Annotated in this window: 13 protein-coding genes; 8 read left to right on the top strand and 5 right to left on the bottom strand. The window is 55.2% G+C overall.

The features are described from left to right. Positions 1 to 2 precede the first annotated feature (2 nt). The 5 genes from ACJJIO_RS03635 to map all read right to left on the bottom strand — a co-directional run bounded on the left by ACJJIO_RS03635 (position 3) and on the right by map (position 5,851). Positions 3 to 356 (bottom strand): ArsC family reductase, encoded by a 354-nt coding sequence (locus tag ACJJIO_RS03635; protein ID WP_444884175.1) that lies wholly within the window; start codon positions 354 to 356, stop codon positions 3 to 5. 2 nt (positions 357 to 358) lie between these two features. After that, on the bottom strand, positions 359 to 1,027 hold the full coding sequence (gene nth / locus ACJJIO_RS03630) for an endonuclease III (protein ID WP_444910174.1): 669 nt from the start codon (positions 1,025 to 1,027) through the stop codon (positions 359 to 361). Positions 1,028 to 1,086: 59 nt separating this feature from the next. Then, positions 1,087 to 2,265 (bottom strand): succinyldiaminopimelate transaminase, encoded by a 1,179-nt coding sequence (gene dapC / locus ACJJIO_RS03625; RefSeq protein WP_444910173.1) that lies wholly within the window; start codon positions 2,263 to 2,265, stop codon positions 1,087 to 1,089. 30 nt (positions 2,266 to 2,295) lie between these two features. Further along, positions 2,296 to 5,001 carry a [protein-PII] uridylyltransferase gene (locus ACJJIO_RS03620; RefSeq protein WP_444910172.1) on the bottom strand — a complete coding sequence of 902 codons (2,706 nt, stop codon included), beginning with the start codon at positions 4,999 to 5,001 and terminating at the stop codon, positions 2,296 to 2,298. A 79-nt stretch (positions 5,002 to 5,080) separates the two neighbouring features. After that, positions 5,081 to 5,851, bottom strand: a complete 771-nt coding sequence (map, locus tag ACJJIO_RS03615) for a type I methionyl aminopeptidase (RefSeq protein ID WP_252082672.1) — start codon at positions 5,849 to 5,851, stop codon at positions 5,081 to 5,083. A 287-nt stretch (positions 5,852 to 6,138) separates the two neighbouring features. Here map and rpsB point away from each other — a divergent pair, with 287 nt between their 5' ends. The 8 genes from rpsB (at position 6,139) to rseP (ending at position 13,751) form a co-directional block, all read left to right on the top strand. Further along, positions 6,139 to 6,885: a 30S ribosomal protein S2 gene (gene rpsB, locus ACJJIO_RS03610; RefSeq protein WP_252082670.1), complete on the top strand. Its 747-nt coding sequence runs from the start codon at positions 6,139 to 6,141 to the stop codon at positions 6,883 to 6,885. Positions 6,886 to 6,998: 113 nt separating this feature from the next. After that, the gene (tsf, locus tag ACJJIO_RS03605; RefSeq protein WP_444910171.1) at positions 6,999 to 7,862 is read left to right on the top strand and encodes a translation elongation factor Ts; all 864 of its coding nucleotides are present in this window, start codon (positions 6,999 to 7,001) and stop codon (positions 7,860 to 7,862) included. A 162-nt stretch (positions 7,863 to 8,024) separates the two neighbouring features. Beyond that, positions 8,025 to 8,762 carry a UMP kinase gene (pyrH, locus tag ACJJIO_RS03600; protein WP_152452478.1) on the top strand — a complete coding sequence of 246 codons (738 nt, stop codon included), beginning with the start codon at positions 8,025 to 8,027 and terminating at the stop codon, positions 8,760 to 8,762. Continuing rightward, positions 8,759 to 9,316 carry a ribosome recycling factor gene (frr, locus tag ACJJIO_RS03595; protein WP_444886827.1) on the top strand — a complete coding sequence of 186 codons (558 nt, stop codon included), beginning with the start codon at positions 8,759 to 8,761 and terminating at the stop codon, positions 9,314 to 9,316. Before pyrH ends, frr begins: the two co-directional genes overlap by 4 nt. Further along, positions 9,316 to 10,071: a polyprenyl diphosphate synthase gene (gene uppS / locus ACJJIO_RS03590; RefSeq protein WP_444886826.1), complete on the top strand. Its 756-nt coding sequence runs from the start codon at positions 9,316 to 9,318 to the stop codon at positions 10,069 to 10,071. Before frr ends, uppS begins: the two co-directional genes overlap by 1 nt. Positions 10,072 to 10,198: 127 nt before the next feature. Then, positions 10,199 to 11,044: a phosphatidate cytidylyltransferase gene (locus ACJJIO_RS03585; protein WP_252082663.1), complete on the top strand. Its 846-nt coding sequence runs from the start codon at positions 10,199 to 10,201 to the stop codon at positions 11,042 to 11,044. 108 nt (positions 11,045 to 11,152) lie between these two features. Further along, positions 11,153 to 12,337 carry a 1-deoxy-D-xylulose-5-phosphate reductoisomerase gene (ispC, locus tag ACJJIO_RS03580; protein WP_444910170.1) on the top strand — a complete coding sequence of 395 codons (1,185 nt, stop codon included), beginning with the start codon at positions 11,153 to 11,155 and terminating at the stop codon, positions 12,335 to 12,337. A gap of 58 nt (positions 12,338 to 12,395) precedes the next feature. Next, the gene (gene rseP / locus ACJJIO_RS03575) at positions 12,396 to 13,751 is read left to right on the top strand and encodes an RIP metalloprotease RseP (protein ID WP_444884181.1); all 1,356 of its coding nucleotides are present in this window, start codon (positions 12,396 to 12,398) and stop codon (positions 13,749 to 13,751) included. The last annotated feature ends 100 nt before the right edge of the window (positions 13,752 to 13,851 follow it).

The following is a 13,851-nucleotide window of genomic DNA, read 5'->3' as shown; positions in this document are numbered from 1 at the left end:
TCCTAGTTGGCTTGGCCGGTAAGTGCGGCGAACTCTTGCTCTTTAAAACCGAAGTGGGTAGTGCCGCCTGAGCTGGTCACTGGACGCTTGATCAGGGTGGGGGTCTCGATGGCCAGGGTCAAAGCGCTGGCGTTGTCCATTGTGTTTTTCTGTGCTTCGCTCAGGGCGCGCCAACTGGTGGAGCGGCGATTCAGCACTTCCTGCCAGCCAAATTTATTCAGCCAGGCTTTTAGGGGCACATTGTCCATGCCGTCTTCACGGAAATCGTGAAACTGATAGTCGACCCCATTCTTTTCCAGCCATTTGCGGGCTTTTTTTACGGTGTCGCAGTTTTTAATGCCGTACAGAGTAATCACAGTTACGCCTTTTTGGTTTTCTTGGGGGTTTTGCGGTTGGGATAGCAGGTGGTGCAGATTTCGCAGACTGTGCCGTCGCAGCCGCGTGCCGAGCAGTACTCGCGGCCATAAAAAATAATCTGCAGGTGCAATTTATTCCACTTTTCTCTGGGGAATAGCCTTTTTAGATCTTTCTCGGTCTGGGTGACATTTTTACCGCTGGTGAGTCCCCAGCGCTGCGCCAGGCGGTGAATATGGGTGTCCACAGGGAAGGCCGGGTGACCAAATGCCTGGGACATTACCACACTTGCGGTCTTGTGGCCGACGCCGGGCAGGGTTTCCAGGGCGGCCATATTTTCCGGCACTTTACTGTGGTATTCGTTGACGAGAATTTGTGACAGCTTGCTGATGGCTTTGGATTTTTGCGGTGATAAACCGCAGGGGCGGATAACCGCTTGAATATCCTCCACGGGTACTAGAGCCATATCCTCCGGGTTGTCGGCCAACTGCCAGAGGGCGGGGGTGATCTGGTTTACGCGCTCATCGGTACACTGCGCCGAGAGTAGTACGGCGACTAACAAGGTGTAGGAGTCTTTGTGGTCGAGCGGAATCGGGGTCTGCGGATAGAGTTCTTCCAGGCGCTGTAGAATAAAATCCACGCGCTCTTGCTTGAGTAAATTTTTTACTGCCATTCTCGTCTGTGCCTGGGTGGGGCTCCTGGGTTACGGTGTCTGTTGGATTAGTTCGCCTGTCAGGTTTGCCGGCAAAATTCCTTGATGCGCTCTGCAGCCTCTATGCATTCTTCCAATGTGGCCACCAGGGCCATGCGTACATACTCGCGGCCTGGATTTACTCCCTCGCTATTGCGGGCGAGGAAAGAGCCCGGCAAAACCGTGATGTTTTGCTGGCGGTATAGCTCTCTGGCGAACTCCTCCCCGTTGCCGACTCGCGGCCACAGGTAAAAGCTGGCCTGTGGTTTTTGTACTTCTAAGCAGCCGTCGAGAATATCGAGCACCGCGTCGAACTTTTGTCGGTAGAGTGCGCGATTTTCGCGTACGTGCTCTTCATCCTGCCAGGCGGCAATAGAGGCGTATTGGTTGGGTAGCGGCATTGCGCAGCCGTGGTAGGTGCGATAGAGGAGGAATTTCTCCAGCAGCTGAGCGTCGCCGGCAACAAACCCGGAGCGCAGCCCAGCCAAATTGGAGCGCTTCGACAGGCTGTGAAAAACTACACAGCGGTGATAGTTGCTGCGGCCCATTTGCTCGCAGGCTTGCAGCAGCCCGGCCGGCGGCGCACTCTCATCGAAATAGAGTTCCGAGTAGCACTCATCTGAGGCGATGGTGAAGTTGAAGCGGTCTGCAAGCTTGATGAGTGATTGCAAATCGTCGATCCCTAGCAGGGCGCCTGTGGGATTGCCCGGTGAGCACAGGTAGAGCAGTTCACACTGCTGCCACACCGATTCGGACACCGAGCTGAAGTCTGGGTTAAAACTATTGTCGGCGAGACAGTTGATAAAGTGCGGCTCGGCGCCGGCGAGCAGGGCCGCCCCCTCGTAAATCTGGTAGAAGGGGTTGGGCATCAGTACTTTACTGCCCGGCGTGACTGTGGCCTGTGCGAAGGCGAATAACGCTTCGCGGGTGCCGTTTACTGGCAGCACCTGGGAATCGGCACTCACCTGTTTGAGTTGGAAGCGGGCGCCCAGCCAGTCGGCAATTGCCTGGCGCAGGGGTTCAAGGCCTATGGTGAGCGGGTAGGCGGAGATTTTATCCAGGTACGCGACTAGCGCTCTCTGTACGAATTTGGGCGGCTCGTGTTTCGGTTCGCCGATGGAGAGGGCGATATGGGGTTTGTTCGCCGGCTGCAGGCCCGCTTTCAGTGCCTGTAACTTGGAAAAAGGGTAGGGCTGCAGCTTGTCCAGGTTTGGATTCATGGCGTTCTTATCCGCTCGTCATTGGTGATATTACGGCGCTGTGTGGTCATCCAGCTCCCGGCAAATGGCCTGCTCCAGAGCGCGGTTGGTCTCGGCATTGCAGAGCGCGCGCCCCTCGGCGTCGGTGATATGGAAAATATCCTCCACCCTCTCCCCAAGAGTGGAGATCTTGGCATTGTGCAGGCGCAGATCGTGTGTGACAAAGGTGCGTGCAATCAGGGCCAGCAGGCCCGGTCTATCAGCACTGGTGATTTCCAGCGTGCTGTACTGATCTCCCGGTTCTGTGGATAGGTGCGCGCGGCTCTCCAGTGAAAACATCTTTAGGCGCCTCGGGGTGCGCCGTTGGATCACCTTGGAGTAATCCTCCACCAGTTGCAGCTCCTCTTGTAGGGTTTCGCGAATTTGCTGCAGGCGCTGGGGTTCGTCGAGCAGGGGTTGTCCAGATTCATCCAGTACATAAAAAGTATCCAGGGTATAACCTGAGGCCGAACTGTAAAGGCGCGCGTCGTGCACGTTCAGGTTGAGCATATCGAGTCCGGTGACTGCGGCGGCGAACACATTGGCGCGGTCGGGGGTATAGACGAAAACCTGGGTGGCGCCATCGTGCTCACCGGGGCCCGAGTTGCGCGTTAGTACCAGGGTGTCGCTCGGCAGCAGCGGGCTGTTGCTGTGCAGCTCATGGATGGCTGCTGTGTGCCAAACGATGTTGTCGGCGCTCTCGCGCACAAAGTAGTCCTCGCCCATTTGCGCCCAGATATTTTCTATGGAGGCCTCTGGCAGACCGAGGGCGCTCAGCTTTTCCAGTGCCAGGCTGCGGGTCTCCTCGATGATTTCCTCCCGATCGACGGGATTCTCCAAACCACGGCGCAGGGCGTGTTGGGTGGCCTGGTAGAGTTGGCGCATCAGGCTGGCGCGCCAGCTGTTCCAAAGCTCTGGGTTGGTGGCGTTGATATCGGCTACTGTGAGGGCGTAGAGGTAATCCAGGTGTTCGCGGTCGCCCACCTCGCGGGCGAAGGCATGCACCACCTCCGGGTCGCTGATGTCCTGTTTTTGGGATACCTGGCTCATCAATAGATGCTTTTCCACCAGCCAGCACACTAAGCGGCGGTCGCGTGCTGGCAGTTGGTGGCGCTGGCAGAATTCGGCGGCGTCCACCACGCCCAGCTTTGAGTGGTCGCCGCCGCGACCCTTGGCGATATCGTGGTAGAGACCGGCAATATACAGCAGCTCGGGCTGGCGCAACCGCTCGAGGATCTCCGCGGCGATCGGGAATTTCTCGCGTGCTTCGGGGCCGCGAAAACTGCGCATATTGCGCACCACCTGCAAGGTGTGAGCGTCCACAGTGTAGATATGGAAGAGATCGTGCTGCATTTGCCCGGTAACGCGGCCGAATTCTGGCAGGTAGCGCCCGAGAATACCGTAGCGGGTCATGCGCGACAGCTGTGTGGAGAGTCCGCGCGCAGAACGCAGCAGTTCCATAAACAGCTCGCTGTTGGCGGAGTCCGCGCGAAAGCGCTCATCGATCAAGTGGCGGTGCTCCCGGATCAGGCGGATAGTTGAGGCACGCACCCGGGTAATCTGCGGGTGCCTGGCCATCAACACAAAGATTTCCAATAGCGCAGAGGGGTGCTGATTAAACACCTGCGGATAGGCGGCTTCAATCGCGCCGCCGCGCAGTTGGAAGCGCTCATTGATGGGGGTGATAGCCTGCTCACCCCCTTGTTGGATCACCTCGCCTAAATACTGCAGCAATACATCGTTAAGCTCGCGTAGGGCCATTACGATGCGATAGTAGTTGTGCATAAATTGCTCAACTGCCAGCTGGGTGTCGCTGTCTTCATAGCCAAATTGTTTGGCTAGCTCCCTCTGGTAGTCGAACAGTAGTCGCTCCTCGGCGCGTCCGGCAAGCAGGTGAAGGCCGTAGCGCACACGCCAGAGGAAGCTTTCGCCGGACTGCAGGATGGCGAATTCTTCCTCAGTGAAAAAGGCCTTGCCCTGCAGTTGTCTGAGCGTGCGCACCCGAAAAAAGTACTTCGCTACCCAAGAGATAGTCTGGATATCGCGCAGCCCGCCGGGTGCGTTTTTGATATTGGGCTCGAGAATATATTCCGCTGCCTGCTGGCGGTTGTGGCGCTCATCCTGTTCCGCCAGCTTGGCTTTGAAGAAGTCCTCGGTGGACCAAAGTTTGCCACCCTCCATCCCGGCCGCAAGCCGTTCGCCGGGTTTGCTATCACCCACTACAGTACGGGACTCGGTGAGATTGGTGATGACGGTGATGTCCTCGGCGGCCAGCGCCAGGCACTCTTTTACGTTGCGCACTGAGTGACCGATCTCCAAGCCCAAATCCCAGAGGAAAGTAATAAGGCGCTCTATGTTGTCGACTGTTTCATTATCGGCCCGTTCTTCGGTGAGGATCAACAGGTCGATATCGGAATGGGGGTGTAGCTCCCCGCGCCCATAGCCTCCGACGGCCAGCAAGCTGGCGCCCGGTCTCCAGCTGTACTGATGCCAGGCGTAGTGCAACAGGCAGTCGATGAATAAGGCGCGCTCATGCACGAGGGTGGCCACATCTTCCCCCTCGCGAAAACGTTCAGCCATCTGGTGCTCGGCAGCGCCAATCGCATCTTTAAATACTTGCAAGGGCGGTTTTTCACGGGAAGCCAAGTCCCGGCGAAAGCGGGTTTGATCGAAGAAGAACAGGGGGCGCTCGAAGTAAGGGATATTGGCCGGCTGCATGACTGAAGTCCGTTTGGCAGTGTCCCGCCGCGCGGCAGCGGGACTGTGCATCTTTAATTGGAGCGGGGAGAGTTTGCGATTAAAACTTTTCCTCACCGCGTGCGGTCAGTACCTCAACCCCGTTGCTGGTGACCACCATGGTGTGCTCCCACTGCGCCGATAGGCGGCGGTCCTTGGTGACTGCCGTCCAGCCGTCGCCGAGAACGCGGGTTGCGGCTTTGCCGGCATTGATCATCGGCTCAATAGTGAAGGTCATGCCCTCCTGCAAAACTTCGCCAGTTCCGGGCTGGCCGTAGTGCAATATCTGAGGTTCTTCGTGGAAGACATCGCCGATACCGTGACCGCAGAAGTCGCGTACGACGGAGTAGTAATTCTTTTCGGCATGCTGCTGGATCACATGGCCAATATCACCGAGGCTGGTACCCGGGCGCACTATCTCAATAGCCTTGTACATGCATTCTTGGGTTACGCGCACCAGTCGCTCGGCGTGTGCAGCGGGCTTGCCGACAAAGAACATCTTGCTGGTGTCGCCGTACCATCCATCCTTGATCACGGTGACGTCAATATTAATGATGTCGCCCTTTTTGAGGACTTTGCTTTCAGAGGGTATTCCGTGGCAGACCACTTCATTGACCGAGGTGCAAATGGACTTTGGGAAGCCTCGATAGCCGAGGCAGGCGGGAATGGCTTTCTGCACATTGACAATATGGTCGTGGCAGCGGCGGTCCAGTTCTTCCGTTGTGACACCAGGGACCACATATTCGCCAATCATTTCCAGGACCTCTGCGGCGAGGCGGCCCGCGGTGCGCATTTTGGCAATTTGTTCCGGCGTCTTTATGGCTGAGGTCATGCGTGTCCTTAAGTCTATCTGTGAAGGCGGGCATTGTAGCGGATTGCCGGTGGTGGGGCATAGCGTCAGGGCTTGACACTATTCAGCGAGCGAATCGGCGCACTCATTCGCACCATATTTGTCCGCGTCCTTCACTCAGCTGTGCGATTGTGGTATAAAGCGCGCCGCTCCGGAATGCTTCCGGGGTGAAAATGCCGCACACGCATCGACACATGTGTCTGGGTGCCTCGATAGGGGTTGACGCATGGGATGTGTGGAGGACTAACCCGTATATATAGAGGTTTATTATGCCGCAAGTAAGCATGCGCGATATGCTGCAGGCTGGTGTTCACTTTGGTCACCAGACCCGCTACTGGAACCCGAAGATGGGTCAATTCATCTTTGGTGCCCGCAACAAGATTCACATCATCAACCTGGAGCACACTGTACCGGCCTTCAACGAAGCCCTGCAGGTGATCAAGGGGATGGCTGCTCAAAAGAAAAAGATTCTGTTCGTTGGCACCAAGCGTGCTGCACAGAAATCTATCAAAGAGCAGGCTGAGCGCTGTGGCCAGCCCTTCGTCAGCAACCGCTGGCTGGGCGGTATGCTCACCAACTACAAAACCATCCGCGCGTCCATCAAGCGTTTCCGTGAGCTGGAAGCCCAGTCTCAAGATGGCACTTTCGAAAAGCTGACCAAAAAAGAAGCTCTGATGCGCACCCGTATGATGGAAAAGCTTGACCGCTCCATCGGTGGTATCAAAGACATGGGCGGCCTGCCCGACGCGATTTTCGTAATCGACGTTGAGCACGAGCGCATCGCCATCCAGGAAGCTAACAAGCTTGGTATTCCGGTAATCGGTGTTGTCGATACCAATAGCGATCCCGCTGGTGTTGACTATGTAATTCCCGGTAACGACGACGCTATCCGTGCAATCAAGCTGTACACCACTGTTGCAGCTGACGCGGTGCTCGCCGGTGCAGCGGAAGCTGGCAGCGCGGTGAACAAAGACGAGTACGTCGAAGCTAGCGATGACGAAGCTGCTGCAGAGTAATTTGCAGGGCTAAGTGGTGTAACGGAGTAGCGTTACATTGCGAACTTAAAAAGGGGCCCGAATTACGGCCCCTTTTTTCTAATTTTTAGTGACAGAACCCCGAGGAAAAAATCATGGCGATTACCGCGTCAATGGTAAAAGAACTGCGCGAGCGTACTGGCCTGCCGATGATGGAGTGTAAGAAAGCACTTACCGCAGCGGATGGCGATATCGAGAAAGCGATCGAAGACCTGCGCAAAGCCTCCGGCCTGAAGGCTGCTAAAAAAGCTGGCCGCACCGCTGCAGACGGCGTTGTCGCTGCAAAAGTAGCCGAGGACGGCAGCTACGGTGTGTTGGTTGAAGTGAATTCTGAGACTGACTTCGTTGCCCGCGATGAAAACTTCCAGGCTTTTGTTGCCAAGGTGGTCGATAAGGCATTTGCTGAGCGTCAGCAGGACGTAGCAGCCCTGATGGAAGGTGATCTGGAAACTGCTCGCGAAGCACTGGTTCAGAAAATCGGTGAGAACATCGGTGTGCGTCGAATCCAGCTGGTTGAGGCTCCGGTTGTAGGTGCCTACGTACACTCCAATAATCGTATCGCCGCCCTGGTAGCTCTGAGCGCTGGTGAGGTTGAGCTGGCGAAAGACGTTGCTATGCACGTAACCGCGGTAAATCCCCAGGTGAATAAGCCTGAAGATATGCCTGCTGATGTTCTGGAAAAAGAGAAGGACATCATCAAGGCGCAGCCGGATATGGAAGGCAAGCCCGCTGAGATCGTTGAGAAAATGATGGGTGGCCGTATCAAGAAGTTCCTGAAAGAGAACAGCTTGGTCGAGCAGCCTTTCGTTAAGAATCCTGACGTGAGCATTGGCAAGCTGGTTAAAGATGCCGGCGCTGACGTAGCTTCTTTCGTTCGTTTTGAAGTGGGCGAAGGTATCGAGAAAGAAGAGGTGGACTTCGCTGCAGAAGTGGCTGCACAGGTTAAGTCCTCTTCTTAATTGATAATAGTGGGTGCCCTGTGCGCTCACTCGCGGTGGGGTGCCTTCGCTGGAGCCTATGTGCTTACAGCGGGGCACCCCTCTGTGTAAATGACTGAAAGTGTTGTAATGTTCGGCGGCAATACTTGGCCACTAAACAGGTACATTTGAGAGGACCGAAGAATGCCCGGTATTAAAGACCGCAAATATAAAAGAATTCTGTTGAAACTCAGCGGCGAAGAGCTGATGGGTGATCAGGGTTTTGGTATCAGCCCTAAAGTGCTGGACAAAATGGCCCTGGAGATTGGCCAGCTGGTAGGTATCGGCGTTCAGGTTGGATTAGTTGTGGGCGGCGGCAATTTGTTTCGCGGCGCGGCCCTGAGTGCAGCCGGACTCGATCGCGTGACCGGCGATCATATGGGAATGCTGGCTACGGTAATGAATGCCCTGGCCCTGCGAGATGCGCTGGAAAGGTCCAATATCTCCTCGCGGGTCATGTCCTCTATTCAGATGAGCGGAATTGTGGACCACTATGACCGCCGCGCGGCCATTCGCTACTTGGAGCGCGGTGAGGTACTGATTTTTGCCGCGGGTACCGGCAACCCATTTTTTACCACAGATTCTGCAGCCTGCCTGCGCGGTATTGAAATTGAGGCTGAGTTGGTGCTAAAAGCCACCAAGGTAGACGGTGTTTACTCGGCTGATCCGGTACTGGACCCTACCGCAACCCGCTATGACCAGCTGACTTATGACGAAGTGCTCGATAAAAAACTTGGCGTGATGGATTTGACTGCGATCTGCCTCTGCCGCGAGCACAATATGCCCGTTCGGGTGTTCCGTATGGATAAAACCGGTGCGCTGCTCAATATTGTCGTGGGCGGCGAGGAAGGCACGCTAATCGAAGAGGAAGTGAAATCGTGATTGAAGATATCAAAAAAGACGCTAAGACTCGCATGAGCAAGGCGCTCGACGCACTGGCCAATAATTTCAATAAAATTCGCACCGGCCGTGCGCATCCGAGTATTCTCGACGGTATTCATGTTTCCTATTACGGTTCAGATACTCCACTATCTCAGGTTGCCAATGTCACAGTTGAGGATGCGCGCACCTTATCGGTGACTCCCTGGGAGAAAAACCTGGTTCCAGACATCGAAAAGGCGATTATGAAATCGGATCTGGGCCTCAACCCAAGCACAGCGGGTGCGGTTATTCGTATACCGATGCCTATGCTGACCGAAGAGACTCGCAAGAACTTTATTCGCCAGGCTCGCGGTGAGGCTGAGACTGCGCGTGTGTCCATCCGAAATATTCGTCGCGATGCGCTGGCTGAGGTGAAATCTTTGGTCAAGGACAAGGAGATCTCCGAGGACGATGAGCGTCGTGCAGGTGATGATGTTCAGAAAATTACAGATCAGTTTGTAGCGGATGTCGATAAGGCGCTCACAGCTAAAGAAAAAGATCTGATGGAAATTTAATGGGTAATAGTGGTACCAGCTTGAGCTCCCCAGTCCCCCGACATATCGCCATTATTATGGATGGTAATGGGCGCTGGGCCGCCCGCAGAGGGCTCTCGCCCTCGGCTGGGCACAAGGCTGGAGTTGAGCGCATACGCGATCTCCTGTCTGCGTGTAGGAGTCGCGGTGTAGAGGTGCTGACATTGTTCGCTTTTTCCAGCGAAAATTGGCAGCGCCCTCCTAAGGAAGTGGAGCTGCTAATGACGCTGTTTCACTCCTATCTGCGCAAAGAAGCTAGGCGTATGCGTGATGAAGGCGTGCGCCTGAGAGTGGTAGGGCGCAGGGATCGTTTTTCGCCTCGCTTGCAGCGCGCCATTGCGGAAGCGGAAGAGATTACCCGAGGCTGTACCCAGGGCGACCTGGTTATTGCTGCGGACTATGGCGGTCGCTGGGATATTGCCCAGGCGGCAAAGCAGCTTGCCGAAGAGGTGGTCAATGGCCAGCGGTCCCTCGACTCCATTGATGAGGATGCGGTTGAAAGCCATATACAGCTCGCGGATTTGCCATCGGTGGATCTATTGATAAGATCCAGTGGCGAGCAGCGTATTAGTAACTTTATTCTCTGGCAGGCCGCCTATAGCGAGTTATTTTTTACCGATACGCTCTGGCCGGATTTTGATGAAAGCGCCCTTGATGAGGCGATAAAAGCATTTCAACAGCGCGACCGGCGATTCGGTGGGCGCGCTGAAGGTGATGGCACGGCTGTGCAGGCCTGACGGGGATCGGGCCAAATGCGCGGCCATTTTTTTGTCCGCGAATAATTTTTAGGAATATTACACCGGGGCGTTCAGGCTTGCTGTGCGATAGTAGGCTGAGTGTAGGTCCAGATGAAAGGGGTTTTCGGTGCTTAAACAAAGAATAATTACTGCGCTGGTATTGCTGGTACTTTTCGCTGGAGTTTTGTTCCTGCTACCAATTCAATGGTACACACTGATTTTCGTAGCCGTGATTTTGCTCGGTGGTTGGGAGTGGGCCAATCTTTCCAACCTCAATCGCGCACTGCGTTTTGTCTTTCTCGCCGCACTGGGCGGAACCCTGGTATTCACTGCGGAATATGTTTTTTCCATGGATTTCGGATCCCCGGATATTGATCGGGCCCGTCAAATCCTGGCAGTAGCCTGCGGTTGGTGGGCGCTTGCTTTTCACTGGGTCCAGAGCTACCCCGCCAGTGCCTCGCTGTGGGGCAATCGTTGGGTACGTGGACTGATTGGGCTAGTGGTTCTGGTGCCCAGCTGGTTGTCGCTGGTGGTTTTGCGTGGGCTCGATCACGGGGCCTGGCTGGTATTGTATGTCGTCGCTATTGTTGTCGCTGCCGATGTGGGCGCTTATTTTGTCGGGCGCAAGTTCGGAAAGCGCAAGTTGGCCCGCGAAGTGAGTCCCGGCAAATCCTGGGAGGGTTTTTTTGGCGGTTTGGGAGCCTGCTTGATACTCGCACTGGTTACTTCCTATCTGTTTGATCTTCCTCTGAAAAATACTGTGCTGTTCTCTTTTGGTGTACTGGTAACTGCGCTTGCCTCAGTCATTGGCGACCTGCTGGAGAGTATGTTCAAGCGGCACCGGGGTATCAAAGACAGTAGTCATATTCTGCCAGGGCATGGCGGTGTTATGGATCGGCTGGATAGTCTCACTGCGGCTTTACCGGTTTTCACCATGGCGGCCCTCGCTAGTGAGCTGCCTAAGTACTTATAACGGGTACGCCACACTTCAATTTATATCCAGTACTTGTGACCTGCGCCGCCATTGTCTGTCGGTGCTTTGGTCGAGTTACAAGAAGTTTCGTAGGTAAGTCGAGCACTTATGCAAAGGCAATCTCCACAAGTCGTCACTGTCCTAGGTTCTACGGGCTCTATTGGTGTAAGCACACTCGATGTGCTTTCCCGCCACCCCCAGCGCTATACCATCTATGCCCTGACAGCCCGCGAGCGTATCGCTGAGCTGGCCCAGCAGTGTCGTCAATATAACCCTCGCTTTGCGGTGGTGACTGGTGAAGAGGGGGCCGATCAATTGCGCAGTATGCTGGGGGAGGAAGTTTCTACTGAAGTCCTTTGGGGTTTGGAAGGGCTATGCCAGGTTGCCTCTGCGAATGAAGTGGATGTGGTTATGGCGGCAATTGTTGGTGCAGCTGGGCTGCGTCCAACTTTAGCAGCAGTTGAAGCTGGGAAGAAAGTGTTGCTCGCGAATAAAGAGGCTCTGGTGATGGCCGGCCCAGTTTTCCTGCAAGCTTTGCGTGCAGGAGGTGCCCAATTACTGCCCATTGACAGTGAGCACAATGCCATTTTCCAGTGTCTGCCCCAGCCGTTTGGCAGCTTGGAGGGGGCGGGAGTGGAAAAAATCTTGCTAACCGGTTCCGGCGGCCCTTTCCGCACACGCCTAGCCGGTGATTTACATCGAGTGACCCCCGAGGAAGCTTGCGCACACCCCAATTGGTCGATGGGACGGAAAATTTCAGTAGATTCGGCCACCATGATGAATAAGGGGTTGGAGTTTATTGAGGCCTGTTATTTGTTCAGCGCCAGCCCAGAGCAAATTGAAGTGGTCGTGCACCCACAGAGTATTGTGCATTCCATGGTGCAATATCGGGATGGCTCCCTGTTGGCGCAGATGGGTAACCCAGATATGCGCACCCCCATCGCTCACGCACTGGCCTTTCCCACCCGCATAGATGCTGGGGTTCCTGCACTCGACCTGATAGCGCAGGGCCGCCTGGATTTTGAAGCGCCAAACTATCAGCGATTCCCCTGCCTGCGTCTGGCACGCGAAGCTATGAATGCCGGCGGCAGTGCTCCCACGGTATTGAATGCGGCCAATGAAGTGGCTGTAGAGGCGTTTTTACAAGGACGGTTGGCATTTACTAGTATTGCTGCGGCTATAGAAAAAGTAATGAATAGCACTCCCACCGTTGAACTGACAGGGCTGGACGTAGTCGAAGCCATTGATCTCAATGCGCGGGAGCTGGCCCAACAAGCTGTTGGGGCCCTTTAATTTTGCTGCTGGGCATATAATGCCGGTGTTTGCGCATGAAAAGAGACTGTAACTGAGTATGGATCTGATTCAGACGGTAATCTGGGCCTTGGTAGCCCTCGGTATACTGGTTTCCTTCCACGAGTTTGGACACTTTCTCGTAGCACGGCTCTGTGGGGTCAAGGTGCTGCGTTTTTCTGTCGGCTTTGGCCGCCGCCTTTTCTCTCGCTATGACCGGCACGGCACTGAGTTTGCTATCTCAGCAATTCCCCTTGGTGGCTATGTCAAAATGCTAGATGAGCGGGAGGGGCCTGTCGCCGCTCACGAGCTGAATCAGGCATTTAACCGAAAGAGTGTTTGGGCGCGTATGGCGATTGCTGCAGCGGGTCCCGCAGCTAACTTCCTGTTGGCAATTGTACTGTTTTGGATTGTCTTTATGGGGGGCACGGCGGGTCCGGTGCCTGTCGTAGATTCCGTCAAGCCTGGAAGTATTGCTGAAGCTGCGGGATTGGAGTCCGGGCAGGAAATTATCGCGGTGGATGGCGAAGCTACACCCACTTGGCAAGCCCTCAACTGGCGCTTGGCTAACCGTTTGGGGGACAGTGGCTCTATAGAATTCTCAGTGCGCTACCCGGACTCTAACCTCGAATATCATATGGCGGCTGATATCGACCGTTGGCTCGCAGGGCAGGAAGTCCCTGACCCATTGGGGGAGATTGGCCTCGGCCTCTGGACGCCGCCCATTAGTATGACGTTGCATAAGGTTGTGGAGGGTAGCGCTGCTAGTGCAGCGGGGCTGCGTGCGGGCGATAAGATTGTGGCTACCGACGGGCGAATTTTTTCCGGCTGGGAAGAGTGGAGTCAGTATGTGCGCGCTCGTGCAGGCGAGCCCCTTCAGGTGGAAGTTGAACGACAGGGGCAACGGTTGACCCTGCCGGTTACGCCGGCGCAGGTGACGCTCGACAGTGGTGAGCGTGTCGGCCAGATCGGCGTACAGCCCGTCACCGAGCGCTGGCCCGAGGATCGCGTACGAGTTTTCCACTACGGTGTAGCTGGCGCTCTTTCTCAGGGGGTGCAAGAGACTTGGGATAAAACCCTGTTCACTCTGAACAGCTTGAAGAAATTGATTTTTGGTCAACTTTCGACCAAAAACTTGAGTGGCCCCATCACCATTGCTAAAGTGGCGGGTACTTCCGCAGAGAGGGGGTGGCAGTCTTTCCTGTCGCTTTTAGCTCTGCTTAGTATCAGTCTCGGTGTACTCAATCTGTTACCCATTCCGGTACTCGATGGTGGTCACCTTCTCTACTACGGTATTGAGGCGGTCAAGGGTTCTCCTGTGTCTGAGAGAGTGCAGGTGATCGGTTTACAAGTAGGTATGGCCTTAGTGCTTTGTATTATGGGGTTGGCTCTTTATAACGATATTTTACGTTTGTAGCCTCCTGGAGTGCATTTTCCTATGGCGTTTGGAGTGAGTAGATTTTAAGAGTGAGCGCGGTGCCGGTTACCTTGGGAACCTCTGCTCTTATCAGAAGCGG

The sequence above is a fragment of the Microbulbifer mixtoriginis (SeqCode) genome (assembly GCF_052467235.1).
This window is presented reverse-complemented; position numbering and strand designations above follow the sequence as displayed.